This window comes from Actinoplanes sp. NPDC051513, from assembly GCF_044454685.1.
In the GTDB taxonomy this organism is placed as follows: Bacteria; Actinomycetota; Actinomycetes; order Mycobacteriales; family Micromonosporaceae; genus Actinoplanes.
This window is the reverse complement of sequence record NZ_JBITDW010000009.1, coordinates 128,735-143,181: the sequence shown is the minus strand read 5'-3', so window position 1 is coordinate 143,181 and position 14,447 is coordinate 128,735. Positions and strand designations below refer to the sequence as shown.

Genomic DNA, 14,447 nt, shown 5'->3' with positions numbered 1-14,447 from the left:
TGTCAGGAACCTGTTAGGCGCCCAGGAGTGAGATTTCCGGCCACTGGATTGTCTCGTTTCGCCTGGTTACCGTCCGGTAACACTGCGGTAACCGATGGAGGCCGGCCATGTCCGTTCGTCTTCGCCTACCCGCCGCGCTGCTGGCCGCAACAATCGCCGGAGCCGGCTTCGCCGCACTCCCCGCCGGCGCCGCCGTTTCCCGCGGCGTCACGATCCCCGACTTCTACACGCCGCCGGCGACGCTGCCGGCGGCCAACGGCGCGCTGGTCCGCAGCGAGCCCCTCCCCCTCGCGCTCTCGTTGCCCGGCATCAACGCCACCCTTCCGGGCGCCGCGACCCGGATCATGTACAAGTCCACCGACACGGGCGGCAGCCCGGTCGCGGTGACCGGCGCCTACCTCGAACCCGCCGCGCCCTGGCGGGGACCGGGCTCGCGGCCGCTGGTCGTCCTCGCGCCCGGCACGATGGGCCAGGGCGACCAGTGCTCCACTTCGCTCGCCCTGCAGAAGGGCCTGATCCTCGGCTCGGAGGACAACCAGACGACGGTGTCGATCGGGTACGAGGTGCTGGCCATCTACCGGCTGCTCGCCAAGGGCATCGCCGTGGTCGAGACCGACTACCCGGGACTGGGGGCGACGGATCGGCCGCACACCTACGTCAACCGCGTCGACGAGGGGCACGCCGTGCTCGACGCCGCCCGGGCCGCCAAGGCTCTCACCGGCACCTCGATCACCGCGAAGTCCGCCGTGGGGCTCTACGGCTACAGCCAGGGCGGCGGCGCGGTCGCCGCGGCGGCCGAGCTCCAGTCGTCGTACGCGCCCGACGTCAAGCTCAAGGCCACGTACGCGGGCGCGCCGCCGGCCGACCTCGCCGCGGTCACCGCGGCGATCGACGGCACCGAGCTGGTGGGCGCGCTGGGCTGGGCGGTCAACGGCTTCGCCCAGACCGAGCCCGACCTGCAACCGCTGCTCGACAAGTACCTCAGCGCCGCCGGCCACGCCGCGCTGACGGACCTGTCCACGATGTGCGTCGGCGACGCGATCTTCGGGTACGCCTACCAGCGCAGCTCGGCGTGGACGACGACCGGCCAGTCGCTGTCCCAGATCATCGCGGCCGAGCCGAGCCTGAAAGCGTTCATCGGCGACCAGCGGATCGGCACACGCAAACCCGCCGGAGTGGTCCGGGTGGCCACCGGCGTGATGGACAACCTCGTGCCGCACGCCCAGGCGCGCACGATGGCCGCGGACTGGTGCCGCCTCGGTGGCGACGTCGTCTACGCCCCGATCATCCTGCCCAATGCGGTCAGCCCGCTGCTGAACCACGTCGGGCCGCTGCTGAGCGACCAGGGCACGGCCGTGGACTGGCTCACCAACCGGTTGGCCGGCCTTCCGTCGATCTCCACCTGCGCGATCCTGCCGATCCAGCCGTAGCCGCCTGCCTCACGACCGCCCGCCTTCGTCGTGAGACGGGCGCGGGGAGTTGCCCGGGGTTCCGCCGGACGGCGGCGGAACCCCGGGCAGGTCTGTCAGCCAAGCACCTGCAGCTCGGCGAGCTGGATCTCGGCCGCGCCGTGGTTGGCGGTGATGTTCAGCCGGTAGCGCGAGTACGAGGCGCTGCCGGTGACGGTGAACGGCCGGGTCTGCCGCCGGTCGGCGAAGTCGACGTTGCTGCGGGAGTCGACCGTCGTCCAGGTCGTGCCGTCGTTGGAGCCCTGCAGGGTCCAGTCCCTCGGGTCCCGGGTGGGGAAGTCGTTGGCGGACGTGAGCGTGTACTGCTTGACCGCCACCGCGCCGGTGAGCTGATCGGTGATGGTGGCGGTGTTCGCGAACGTGAGCCACTTCGTCAGCGACGTGTCGTCGGTGAGCACGCCGCGCGCCTCGTTCGGGGCGTTCTCGCCGCTGACGGTCAGGGTGCCGCCGGTGGCCCGGTCGGTCAGCCGCGCCGGTGCGGCCGTGCCGGTGGTCAGCGACGGCGGGATCGCCGCGTCGCCGGTGCCCCAGGAGGACGGGCTCGACCCCATGGTGAAGGTCAGCGTCCCGCCGGCCAGCAGGTCGGCGTGGGTGAGGTAGTTCTTCGGGTACGCGACGCCGTTGAGCGTGGCGCTCTGGATGTAGCGGTTGGTGTCGCTGACCCCGGGCGCGCTGACCGTCAGCGTCCGGCCGTTCTCCAGGGTGATCGTGGCCTTCGGGAACAGCGGGGCGCCGATCGTGTAGTCGGTGCTGCCCATCCGGGCCGGGTAGAAGCCGAGCGCGCTGAAGACGTACCAGGCCGACATCTGGCCGTTGTCCTCGTCGCCGAGGTAGCCGTTGCCGGTGCCGGTCCCGGAGTCGTACAGCTTGGTGAGGACGTTGCGCACCTGGTTCTGGGTCTTCGCCGGGGTGCCGGCGTAGTTGTACATGTAGAGCATGTGGTGGATGGGCTCGTTGGCGTGCGCGTACTGGCCCATGTTGGTGTCGTAGGCCTCGCGCATCTCGTGGATGACCCCGCCGTAGCAGCCGGGGAGGTAGTCACGGGATGCCGCGATCACCGAGTCAATCTTCGCGGAGAGCTGGGCGCGCCCGCCGTACAGGTTGGCCATGCCCTGCGGGTCCTGCGGCGCCGGCAGCGCGTAGTGCCAGGCGTTGCCCTCGGTGTACTCGCAGCCCCACGACTGGGGTTTGAAGTCGGCGTCGCTCGTACGCCAGCTGCCGTTGCTCTGCTTGCCGCGGAAGAACCCGACCGACGGCGAGTAGAGGTTGGCGTAGTCGAGGGTGCGGTTGCGGAAGTACGCCGCGTCGTCGGTCTTACCGAGCGCCGTTGCCATCTGGTAGATCCCGAAGTCGCTGGTGGCGTCCTCGATGGTCCAGGAGAGCGAGTCACCGCGTACGTCGGAGGGCAGGTAGCCCTTGAACGGCGAGACCTGCAGGCCCGAACGGCCGTTGGAGGTCGACGAGTAGACGGTCGCGTTCTTCACCGCCGACGCGTACGCGGCCTGGTAGTCGAAGTTGCGGATGCCCTTCATGTAGGCGTCCGCAAACGCGAGGTCCTGGTTGGTGCCGGGCATGACGGCCTTGTTCCACGGCCCCGACCAGCTCGGCGTCCAGCCCGCGGTCTTGTAGACGTTGACGAAGCCGTCGAGCATCTCACCGGTCTTGGTCGGGGACAGCAGCGTGTACAGCGGCCACACGGCGCGGGCGGTGTCCCAGAAGCCGTTGTTGACGTACATCTGGCCGTCGCGGAGCTGGTTGTCGTACGGGCTGAAGTACTTGCGGACGCCGCCGACCATCTCGGAGCGGTTGTTCGGGTACATGTAGACGCGGTACAGGCCCGAATAGAAGGTGACCAGCTGATCGGTGGTCGCGCCCTCGATCGCCACCTTGCCGAGGACGGCGTTCCACTGGGCGGCCGCTTCGTCCCGTACGGAATCAAGGGTTTTCGAACCCACCTCCTGGGTGAGATTCGCGGCGGCCTGGGCCACGCTGATCCAGGATGTTCCCATCCGCAGGGTGACCTGCTCGTTCGCGGTGGTGGCGAAGCGGATCCAGCTGGTCGTGCCGGAGCCTGCGACCTGGCCGGTCGCGGCGATGGCGTGGTCGACGGTGGCCGAGAAGTAGAGCCGCTGCCCGTTCTGGTCGGTGTAGCCGGAGATGGTGCGCCCGGCGGTGTCGACCGCGAACGAGCCGCTCGCGCTGTCGATGGTGTCGAAGAGGATCACGCTCTCGGCGGCGGACGGGAACGTGAAGCGCATGACCCCGGCGTGGTCGGTCGGCGCGATCTCGGCGGTGATGCCGTACGTGTCGAGCCTGGTCTTGTAGTAGTGCGCCTTCGCGACCTCGTTGGCATGGCTGAAGGTGGACTTGCGCGCGTCCGGCGTGGCCTTGATGCTGCCGGTCATCGGCATCACCTGCAGCTGCCCGTAGTCGGCGACCCAGGGGCTCGGCTCGTGGCTGATCGCGAAGCCCTGCACGGTCGAGGCGCTGTACTGATAGAGCCAGCCGTCGCTGTTGCCGCTGGTCACCGGCGTCCAGAAGTTGAAGCCGTTGGGCACGGTCGCGCCGGGGAAGGTGTTGCCGCGCGAGTAGCTGAAGTCGGAGTTCGAGCCGCGGCGGGTGTCGACGTAGTCGGCGAGGGACGCGGCCGGAGCGTCCGCGGCGATGCTGATGTCGTCGAAGTATCCGCGGAACGTGCCGGTCCCCTCGGGCTTGTCGTAGCCGATCAGCACGCGGTCGATCGTCTTGCCGGCCACCGTCGAGCCGATCGCCGAGGTCACGTAGTTCCAGGTGTCGAAGCTCAGGACGCTGCCGCTGCCCTGGAAGCGCGGGTGCACGCGGACGCCGTGCTGGTCGACCGCGCCGGAATCGCGCAGGAACGTGCCGTCGGTGAACGCGAGGTCCACGGCCACGTCGAGGTTGCCGCCGCTCTGCGGGTAGACCCAGTAGGACAGCGTGGTGGCGGCGGTGACCGGGATGTCGACGTCGAGGATCCGGTTGTAGGAATAGCTCGAGGTGGCGCTGGTGTCGGCGCCGGAGTACATGAGCGCGGTGGCGCCGGAGTGGGCCTGCTCGGTGCGGGTGCCGCTCTCCATGGCGGTGAGGCCGCAGCAGTAGCCGCCCACGCCGGAGCTGCTCTCGACGCTGTTGGTCCAGGTGGGCTGGGTCTGGCCGGACTCGAATCCGGTGACGAGGTCGGTAGGTGCGGCGGCCGCGGCCGGTACCGCCAGGTTCGCCGAGACGAGCAGGGCGGTGAGCAATTCTTTGATCATGGGACTCCTTAAGGGAGTGGGGATACCCATGACAACGTTGTCGGCCATCGATAAGGCAGTCAAGACTTTCGATACGCCTCTGCCCGGTTGAACAACCCGGGATGCAGGAGTTATATCCAAAGTTATGGATACGTCGGTGTTTCGCCGCAAGCCGGTCGACGACATCACGAGCGAGGAGGAGACCGGCCTCAACCGCTCGCTGGGCCTGTTCCAGCTGACCGCGATCGGCGTGGGCGGCATCATCGGCGCCGGGATCTTCGCCCTCGCCGGGGCGGTGGCCAACAAGACCGCCGGGCCGGCCGTGGTCATCTCGTTCCTGATCGCGGGCGTCGCCTCCGCGTGCGCCGCCTTCTCGTACGCCGAGTTCGCCGGCCTCATCCCGCGAGCCGGCTCGGCCTACACGTACGGATACGCCGTCCTCGGCGAGATCGTCGGCTGGTTCATCGGGTGGGACCTGCTGCTGGAGTACACCGCGATCGTCTCGGTGGTGGCGATCGGCATCTCCGGCTACTTCTCGTTCCTGCTCGACGACGTCGGGCTGCACCTGCCCGGCTGGATGCTCGGCGCGCCCGGCACCGGCGACGGCCACGTGGTCGACCTGTTCGCGGTGCTGCTGTGCCTGCTCATCGCGTACCTGCTGAACCAGGGCATCCGCACCGCGGCCCGCGCCGAGACCGCGGTCGTCGGGATCAAGGTCGCGGTCGTGCTGCTGGTCATCGTGGTCGGCGCGTTCCACATCGACGCCGCGAACTACACGCCGTTCTTCCCGTTCGGCGTCGGCGGCGCGGTCACCGGCGCGGCCACCGTCTTCTTCGCGGTGTTCGGCTACGACGCGATGAGCACCGCCGCCGAGGAGTCGCGCGACGCCCGGCGGCACCTGCCGAAGGCCATCATCTGGTCGCTGGTGATCTCGATGGTCCTGTACGTGCTGGCCTGCCTCGTGCTCACCGGCATGCAGAACTACACGGAGATCGACCCCGAGAGCGGCTTCTCGTCCGCGTTCGCCGCCGTCGGGCTCACCGGACTGGCCGACGTCATCGCGGTCGGCGCGATCGTCGGCATCCTCACCGTGATGTTCACGTTCATGCTCGGCGTGACCCGGGTCTGGTACTCGATGAGCCGCGACGGGCTGCTGCCGTCCTGGTTCGCCCACCTGCACCCGCGGCGGCAGGTGCCCAGCCGGGTGACCTGGATCGCCGGCGTGGTCTCCGCGCTGTTCGCCGGGTTCCTGCCGATCGAGGAGGCCGCCGAGCTGACCAACATCGGCATCCTGCTCGCCTTCGTCGTCGTCTGCGTGGCCGTCATCGTGCTCCGCTACCGGCGGCCCGACCTGCCCCGCTCGTTCCGCCTGCCGGCCATGCCCGTGGTCCCGGCGCTCGGCGTGATCTTCTCGATCTGGCTGATCACGTTCCTGTCCCCGATCACCTGGCTGCGGTTCGCCGTCTGGTTCGTGCTGGGCATCTTCGTGTACGCCTTCTACAGCTACCGCCACTCGGCCCTACGCTCGGATCATGATCCGAGCCGTGATCGTTGACGTCGACGACACCCTCTGCCTGACCGAGGCCGCCTCGTTCGACCTGGAGAACGAGGTGCTGGCCCAGATGGACCGCCCGCCGATGACCCGGGCGGTACACCTCGCCACCTGGGGCGAGCCGCTGCTGGACGCCATGCCGCACCGGTCGCCGGGCCTCGACCTGGGCCGGTTCGCCGAGCTGTTCCCGGTCGAGCACCGGCGCTACCTCGCCGAGGGCCGGCTCGATGTGATCCCGCCCGAGAACCTCGCCGCCCTCGACCGGCTGGTCGAGGACGGACACACGGTCCTGCTGCTCACCTCCCGGGCCGAGGCGGAGGTCATGCACCTGCTGGAGCCCGACCACATCCTGGCCGGCCGGGTGACCGGCGCGTACCACCAGGGCAACACCCGCTTCCGCAAGCCCGACCCGAGGGTCTTCGACGAGCTGCTCGCCGAGACCGGGTTCCGGCCCGCGCAATGCGTCTACGTGGGCGACTCACCGGGCGACGCGGTGGCCGCCGGCGGCGCCGGGATCCACTTCATCGCCTGCCTGCAGAGCGGCGTACGCCGGCTCGGCGAGTTCGAGGCGCGGTACGTCACCGCCGCAGTCGACACCTTCCCCGAGATCATCCCGGCGATACGAGCGCTTCAGGAGGGCCGCGAAGCCGAGGCCGAGCACCATGCCGAACGCGGCGCCCAGCAGCGGTGAGTGCGCGAAGGACGCCCCGCCGAGGCGGCCCAGGCCGATCGCGTACGCGGCCCAGGCGGCGCTCGCCAAGGCGCTGAACAGCCGGAACCGCCCCCGGGGCAGCGACACGGAACCGGACGTCATGGTGGTGGCGGTGCGCCCGTACGGAAGAAATCGCCCGGCCAGAATCGCGACGCCGCCATGTCGCAGGAGCGCCAGCTCCGCCTTTCTCTTCGCCGCGCCCAGCCTGCCCTTGCGGATCCGGCCGCCCGCCTTCCGGCCGAGCAGGTACGAGACCCGGTCGCCGGCCATTCCGCCCGCCATCACGGCCATGGCCAGCGCGACGAGGTTGGGCCGGCCGGTCGCCGACAGCGCGCCCAGACCGATCACCACGGTCTCGGACGGCACGATCGGGATGAACCCGTCGAGCGCCACGGCGGCGAACACGATCAGGTAGAGCCAGGGCGAGGAAATAAGCGGCATGAGCTGGTCAAGCATGATTTCGACGGTACGGATCTGGGGGTTGTCGCACGATGGTGCGAGCACGCCGATCGTGGGTGGTGATAACACCACCGTCATCGGGCCAGGCAGGCGACGGCGAACACCGCGGCGAGGACGCCGTAGAGGTGTACGGCGTGCAGCCGCTCGCGCAGGAACGAACGGTTGAGCACCCGCAGGTGGGTGGCCGACCGGGCTGATCCGATCGGCGCGCTGTCACATCCGGCGGTGCTGCGCGGTCAACGAGACATGCTCAGTTTCGAGGTCGATATTCGTCCGCTCTTTCGGGAGAAGGACCGCAACTCCATGCTCCGGATGTTCGATCTGTGGTCGGCCGAAGACGTCCGCCGGCACGGGGAGCACATCTACGGTGCGCTCGCCCGGGGCTCCATGCCGTGCGACGGCGCGTGGCCGCAGGAGAGCACCACCCTGCTCCGCCGCTGGATCGACGAGGGCGCACAAGACTAGTCGGTGACGACGTCGCGGCAGGCGGTGAGCCGCACCTCCGGGATGGCCGGCGAGTTGGCGCGCAACCGCACGCCGGCCGTGGCGGTGGCGTCGAGCGCCGGAACCCCGTCGAGCTCGAAGCGGTTCTCCTCGATGAGGACGCCGCTGTGCACCGGCTCTCCGGAAGAGATCCGCGGGTCGATCAGGATCGCCGGGCCGCCGGGGTCGATGAACTCGTTCGCGCGGATCGTCAGGTCGCGCACCGGCCCCGACTCCCACCACTCGTTCGCGTCGGCCGAGACGTAGATCGCGGCCATGCCGGGTCGCTCGAACCGGTTGCGCTCGATCCGGATCGGCCGCCGCGTGGTCACCAGCACCGCCCGGGTCGGGGTGTTCCGGAAGAGGTTGCCGGTGATCTCGACGCTGGGCGTGCGGGTGACGTTCTCGACGGCGGCGGCGCCGGCGAGCCCGCCCGGCAAGGGACCGTCCGCCGTGACGACGATGCTGGTGAGCGGCTCGCCGGGATCACCGGGCTGCCGGACGTCGCGCACCCGGGCCGCGGCCACGGGACGCAGCGTGGCACGGTCGACGATCTCGATCTCGTCGCCGGGGGCGAACAGCGGCAGGCCCGCGGTCTCCGGGTGGGCGAACTGCAGGAGCAGGGTGTCGGGGCGCGGCTGCCCCGCCACCCGCAGGTAGGTGCCGTGCACGTTGATCGGGTCGTCGTGCGAGCCGTCGAACACGCTGTCGCGCACGACGACCCGCCCCGAGCAGCCGGAGACCTGCAGAAAGTCGGCGAACCCGGCGCTGTGGCGGCCGGCGCCGGGTGGCGGGCGGAACTCGCAGTCCTCGATCGTGATGTCCCGGCTGTGCTGGGCGACCACCCCGAACCCGTGCAGGTAGCGGAACCGCAGCCGGGACAGGGTGACGTCGGCGCTGCCCGAGATGAGGGCGCCGGGATGATCGCGCACGGTCCGGCGCATGGCGTAGACGAGCCCGACATCGTCCGGCCGCGAGCGATGGCCGTACTCGATGCGCAGCTCCCGCTCCCCCACCCGCCGCATCGTCGCGACGTCGCGGAAGAGAGGGTTGTCCGCGCGCCGCGCACGCCCGGCGGCCGGGTCGAAGACCTGGGTGTAGTCGAGCGCGTCCCGCCCCCACCAGGCAAAACCACCGGTCGGCGTCGGCTCGCCGTGCCACAGCACCGATCGATCGCCCACCGCGAAACGAGTAGCCGCCGGCACCTGGATCACGCGGAATCCGGGACCCGCGTCGATCACCGTCGCGTCGACGACGGTGGGCACCGCAAAATCAAATTCAAGGCCTTCCACTCGTACGCGATGAGCACCGACAACGCCGAAGGTGGTCTGCACCCCGTGCATCACGAGGCGCGCGCCGTCCCCGACGATGGCCAGGTCGTCGATCGACTCGACGAGCAGGCCGACCGCCTTCGTCCGGTACCGGGGATCGGCGCCGACGGTGTTGGACACGTACAGCTCGCGCCGGTTCGCCGGCCACAGGTGGTAATCGCCCGGAGGGAAACGAACCTCCACCGGCCCCTGGGCGCAGGCCGCCGCCCGCAGAGCCGCGCGGGCGTCCCCGCCGAAATCGGTGACGTCGAGGAGCATCGCTACGCCGCCTCGAAGGTGAAGCCCAACCGGACGCGCGCCGCCCGGAACTCCGCGCTCGGGCGCACCGCGGGACCACAGCTCGCGGAGCCCAGCCCGGTCACGCCGGCCGCGAGATGCACCCACAGCAGATCACCCTCGACCAGCTCATCGGTGTGCCTCGCTCGTTCCAGCTGCCCGGTCGACCAGGGCCGCACGGCCACTTCGAACGGGCTGTCCCCTTCGATGCGCAGGCCGCCGGACGGGGTGGACAGGCGCAGCCAGCTCACCTCGGACCGGTTGCCGTTCTCCTGCGGCACCACGTACGGCGTCTGCGCCTCCCGGACGGTGAGGCTGTGCTGCCCGTGCCAGCCGGCCGAGCGGGAGTCGGGATAGCTCTCCCCCGGGCCGAGGCCGAGCCACTCGAACCGCACGTCGCCCGGCGCGGGGGTGCGCAGGGCCAGCGCCACCCCCAGCCGGGGCAGCGGCAGCCGCCACTCCCCGAGGCGCTCGATCTCGACGTCGAGCCGGATCGCGTCGCCGAGCGCCGACCAGCGGCACGTCAGCTCGAACCCGCTGTCCAGACCGGCCGGGCCGTAGCGGGCGCGGCCGTCCTCGTACGTTCGCTCGAGGAGACGGTCCAACCCGGCGGCCCGCCAGGTCTGTTCCAGCGAGAACCGGTCGTTCTCGGTGGGCGCACGCCACGCGTCCAGCGTGAGCCCGGCGATCGGGAACGGGCCCAGCCGCTCCGGCCGGATCGGACGGCCGGCTACCAGCACGGGCCGCACCGGGGCCGCCGGCCGCTTTTGCGCGCGCGACAGCACGTTGCCGCCCAGCGTCGCCGTCACCATGAGCGCGGCCTCCGGCAGGCGAAGCCGGCGCGACGTCAGCGGCGCCAGCGCGGGGATGTCGAGGACACCGGCGTCGGCCTCCCCGGACCAGGTGAAAACCACGTCCTCGGTGGTGGTGAAGCTCCACCGGTTCTCGACGACGAGCTCGTCCCCGTCGATCCGCATCCGGACCGGGGTGATGACGGCGGCGAGCTCGAGAAGGCCGGGCGAGGGCGTCCGGTCCGGCCGGACAAGCCCGTCGATGACAAACGATCCATCGTGGACGGTCTCGCCGAAATCGCCCCCGTATCGGTAGGCGCCACCGGAGAGAATGCCGTGGTCGATCCACTCCCAGATGAAGCCGCCGGCCAGCCGCGGGTGGGCGTCGATGATGGCCTCGTAGTCGGCCAGGCCGCCCGGCCCGTTGCCCATGGCGTGCCCGTACTCGCACATGATCATCGGCAGGCCGCGGCGGCGCCGATCCCGCGACGGGTCGGCGAGCGCCGGCTCCTCGTGCCGCCCGATCGCCTCCAGCTCGTCGTAGCCCGGGTACATCCGGCTATAGACGCCGACGCTCTCGCACTCGGTGTCGCCCTCGTAGTGGATCGGCCGGGCCGGGTCGCGCTCGGCGGTCCACCGGGCGTTCGCGGCGAGGTTGCGGCCCCAGCCCGCCTCGTTGCCGAGCGACCACATCACGACGCTGGGCGCGTTCTTGTCGCGCTCCACCATGCGCCGCATCCGGTCGAGGTAGACCTCGGCCCAGGCCGGGTCGTCCGACGGGTTGCTCCGCCAGCCGGCCGGCGAGAAGCCGTGGGTCTCGATGTCGCATTCCTCGATCACGTAGAGGCCGTGGCGGTCGCACAGCTCCAGGAAGTACGGATCGGGCGGGTAGTGGCTCGTGCGTACGGCGTTGATGTGATGTTCTTTCATCAGCGCGACGTCGCGTTCCATCAGCTCGCGGGAGACCGCCCGGCCGGCGCGCGGGTCGAAGTCGTGGCGATTGACGCCGCGGAACACCAGCGGCGCGCCGTTGAGGGTGAGCCGGTCGCCCTCGACCCGGACCGTGCGGAACCCGATGTCCAGCGACACGGTCTCGGCGTCGGTGCGCACGAGCAGGCGGTAAAGGTTCGGCTGCTCGGCCGACCACGGCCGCACCCCGGGGACCCGGTCGCCGTCGGCCTCGACACCGACGATCTCCCAGGTGACGGGCAGGCTGCTGGAGGCCTCGACTCGCAGGATGCCGTCGCCGGTGAGATGGTCGTAGCCCGCCTCGACGCGTACGTCGTCGATGCCGCCGTCCGGTCGGTGCAGCAGCGCGACCGACCGGAAGATGCCGGACAGCCACCACTGATCCTGGTCCTCGACGTAGCTCGCGAAACTCCACTGGCGCACCCGCACGACCAGCTCGTCGTCGCCGCCGGTCAGCAGGTCGGTGACGTCGAGCTCGACGGTCAGCCGGCTGCCCGACGACCGGCCGGCCGGGGCGCCGTTGATCCCGACCTCGAACCACGAGTCGACGCCGTCGAACCGCAGCAGCACGCGGCCGCCGTCCCAGTCGTCCGGCCGCCGCACAGTCCGGCGGTACTCGCCGGTGGGGTTCTCCGACGGGACATGCGGAGGATCGATCGGGAAGGGGAAGCGGACATTCGTGTACGCGGGGGCGCCGTACCCGTTCAGCTGCCAGTGGCCGGGGACCGGCATCTCGCCCCACTCGCCCGGATCGCTGCCGAACGAGAACCGCCAGACACCGTCCAGCGGCAGAACGCCGGCCGTGGACCTCAGCCGGGCGCGCGGCGGGATGGCGCCGGTGGGCGGGGCAATGATCTCGTGTGGTGCGGTCATCACAGCTCCAAAATGGTCGGATCGCCCGGGGCGAGATCCACGGTCGTGCGCCGGTCGCCCACTGCCACGACGACCGTGGCCGGCCGCCGGGCCCGCAACGCGACGTGGGTGGCGTGCGCCCGGCCCGCGACGGTCGTCCAGGCCAGATCCACCGCCACCCCGGGCCGGGCGATCAGACCGGTCACCCGGCCGTCCGGCCATGGCGATGGCACGGCCGGCAACAGCTCGATGATGCCGTCGTGGCTCTGCACCAGCATCTCGGCGACCGCGGCGACGAAGCCGAGGTTGCCGTCGATCTGGAACGGTGGGTGGGCGGCGAACAGGTTGGGATAGAGCCCGCCGCGCTGCCCGGCCCGCTCGGCGGGCGCCGGCCGCAGCACGAGGTCGAGCAGCCGGGACACCCGCTCGGGCTGCCGCAGCCGGGCCCGCATCGCCAGCTTCCAGGCCAGCGACCAGCCGGTCGACTCGTCGCCGCGGGCGTCCAGGCTCCGGCTCACGGCCGCCCGCACCGCGGGATCAGCGGGCGTGTCGCCGGGGTAGGCGAACACGAGGTGGCTGAGGTGGCGGTGGTGCGGCTCGGCCTGCGGCGGATTGCCGGGCCACTCCGGGATCGTCGCCTCGCCGCCGGCCGGATCGATCCCATCCTCGTCGGTGTGCTCACCCGTGGCGGTGGCCGCCGGGGCCGGGATCGCCGGGCGTGCCGCACGCACCTCGGCCGTCACCGGGTCGTGCTCCGGGCCGATCGCCAGCACCGCGTCGAAGAGACCGGCGATCAGCGCGATGTCCATGGTGGACGACCGGCTCGCGGCCACCGGCACGCCGTCCTCGGTGAGGTAGTGGTTTTCCGGCGAGGTCGACGGCGAGGGACCGTGGCGCAGCCAGTCCAGGCAGAACTCGGCCGCGCCGCGCAGGACCGGCCACGGAACCTCGGGGCCGCCGAAGCGGAACCGCTCGTACAGCAGCCAGCACAGCCAGACCCCGCCCATCGGCCAGAACGCCCACGCGGGGTCGGCGCGCCCCCGCCCGACCGGCGCGGTGAAGGCCCAGGCGTCGGTGTTGTGGTGCGCCACCCAGCCGCGCGCGCCGTAGAGCGCGCGCGCCGTCTCGCGCCCCCGATCGGCCAGCGCCACCAGCAGATCGGCCAGCGGATCGAGCGTGTCGCCGAGGTCGGCGGTCTCGGCCGCCCAGTAGTTCATCTGCGTGTTGACGTTGATGGTGTAGTTCGAGCTCCACGGCGGCCGCATGTCGTCGTTCCACAGCCCTTGCAACGTCGAGGGCAGCCCGCCCGGCGCGGACGAGCAGATCGTCAGATAGCGGCCGTAGTTGAAGAGCAACGCCGCCAGCGAAGGATCGTCACCCCGGCGCTGAGCGGTCGGCGCCTCGCTCGGCTTTCCGAGCGTCAGCATCGTGCGCCCGAAGCGCGCGGCGTAGGCGCGCTCGTGCCGCTCGATCAGGGCCGGGACACCCAACTCGGCCGCACGGCCGGCCCTCTCCGCGGCCCGTCGGCGCGCGCTCACCTCGTCGCCCTCCGGCGGCCGCCCGATGCCGGTGAACGTCGTCTCGGTGGCGAGCACGAGCTCGAACCGCCGCGGATCGCGCGTCACCCGCGCGACCACCGCACCCCGCAGCGCTGCTCCCGGCTCGTCCGACCAGACCGGTTCCAGATCGGGCTCGTGCGGCGGCGGCATGTCGCTGGGCAGCCGCACGGTCAGCCATCCGCCCCGCTCGTCGCCGTCGCGGCCGAGCACCCGCAGCGGCGACGAGAGCGACCACTCGACGTCGATGCGCTTCTCGGCCTCGATCACCAGCACCAGCACGCCATCGGCAGGCGAGACGAAGGACGTCCAGGCGAGGCCGACCCCACCGAGCCGATAGCTCACCCGATGCATCGCATTTCGCAGATCAAGCTCTCTCCGGTACGCCTCGACGCCCGTCCCCGCGACCGCCACGTGCAGGTCGGCGAACGGGAGGTAGGCCTGCGACCACCCACCCTGCATGTCGGTCAGCCGCCGATCGGCCTCCGCCGGGTCGCCCCGGTCGAGGGCCGCGCGGGCGTCGGCCAGGGCGGCCGCCGCGCGCGCCGGGTCGATCCGGCTGTTCGCCGCCTCGCTCGCTGGGCTCCCGGACCACGCCGTCCCGTCGTTGAGCTGAAGGTGCTCGCGTCCGGGCGTGCCGTGGACCATGGCGCCCAGGCGCCCGTTGCCGAGCGGAAAGGCCTCGAGCCATTCCCGGGCGGGCGTCGGGGCCCACAGCAGCAGTTCGTCCTCGGGCATCGACTCTC

Annotated in this window: 8 protein-coding genes and 1 pseudogene; 4 read left to right on the top strand and 5 right to left on the bottom strand. The window is 71.1% G+C overall.

Going from position 1 to position 14,447, the window contains the following annotated elements:
- Positions 1–107 precede the first annotated feature (107 nt).
- A complete protein-coding gene (locus ACIA5D_RS28095; protein ID WP_396033248.1) occupies positions 108–1,430 on the top strand; it encodes a lipase family protein in 1,323 nt (440 codons plus the stop codon).
- Between the two features lie 95 nt (positions 1,431–1,525).
- On the opposite strand, the gene ACIA5D_RS28090 is transcribed toward ACIA5D_RS28095, so the two are convergent.
- Positions 1,526–4,741 carry a GH92 family glycosyl hydrolase gene (locus ACIA5D_RS28090; protein WP_396033247.1) on the bottom strand — a complete coding sequence of 1,072 codons (3,216 nt, stop codon included), beginning with the start codon at positions 4,739–4,741 and terminating at the stop codon, positions 1,526–1,528.
- A 136-nt stretch (positions 4,742–4,877) separates the two neighbouring features.
- Between ACIA5D_RS28090 and ACIA5D_RS28085 the strand changes: the two genes are divergently transcribed.
- On the top strand, positions 4,878–6,275 hold the full coding sequence (locus ACIA5D_RS28085) for an amino acid permease (RefSeq protein WP_396033246.1): 1,398 nt from the start codon (positions 4,878–4,880) through the stop codon (positions 6,273–6,275).
- Positions 6,253–6,963, top strand: a complete 711-nt coding sequence (locus ACIA5D_RS28080) for an HAD family hydrolase (protein WP_396033245.1) — start codon at positions 6,253–6,255, stop codon at positions 6,961–6,963. The genes ACIA5D_RS28085 and ACIA5D_RS28080 overlap by 23 nt, the downstream gene beginning before the upstream one ends.
- Before the next feature lie 36 nt (positions 6,964–6,999).
- Here ACIA5D_RS28080 and ACIA5D_RS28075 read toward each other — a convergent pair.
- Positions 7,000–7,425: pseudogene (locus ACIA5D_RS28075) on the bottom strand (DedA family protein); the annotation flags it as partial.
- Positions 7,426–7,623: 198 nt separating this feature from the next.
- On the opposite strand from ACIA5D_RS28075, the gene ACIA5D_RS28070 reads away from it, so the two are divergent.
- Positions 7,624–7,908, top strand: a complete 285-nt coding sequence (locus tag ACIA5D_RS28070; protein WP_396033243.1) for a hypothetical protein — start codon at positions 7,624–7,626, stop codon at positions 7,906–7,908.
- On the opposite strand, the gene ACIA5D_RS28065 is transcribed toward ACIA5D_RS28070, so the two are convergent.
- The 3 genes from ACIA5D_RS28065 to ACIA5D_RS28055 are packed head-to-tail and all read right to left on the bottom strand — an operon-like array spanning position 7,905 to position 14,439.
- On the bottom strand, positions 7,905–9,515 hold the full coding sequence (locus tag ACIA5D_RS28065; RefSeq protein WP_396033242.1) for a right-handed parallel beta-helix repeat-containing protein: 1,611 nt from the start codon (positions 9,513–9,515) through the stop codon (positions 7,905–7,907). The genes ACIA5D_RS28070 and ACIA5D_RS28065 overlap by 4 nt on opposite strands.
- A gap of 2 nt (positions 9,516–9,517) precedes the next feature.
- Positions 9,518–12,166 (bottom strand): glycoside hydrolase family 2 TIM barrel-domain containing protein, encoded by a 2,649-nt coding sequence (locus tag ACIA5D_RS28060; protein WP_396033241.1) that lies wholly within the window; start codon positions 12,164–12,166, stop codon positions 9,518–9,520.
- The gene (locus ACIA5D_RS28055; protein WP_396033240.1) at positions 12,166–14,439 is read right to left on the bottom strand and encodes a glycosyl hydrolase family 95 catalytic domain-containing protein; all 2,274 of its coding nucleotides are present in this window, start codon (positions 14,437–14,439) and stop codon (positions 12,166–12,168) included. Before ACIA5D_RS28055 ends, ACIA5D_RS28060 begins: the two co-directional genes overlap by 1 nt.
- Between the last annotated feature and the right edge of the window lie 8 nt (positions 14,440–14,447).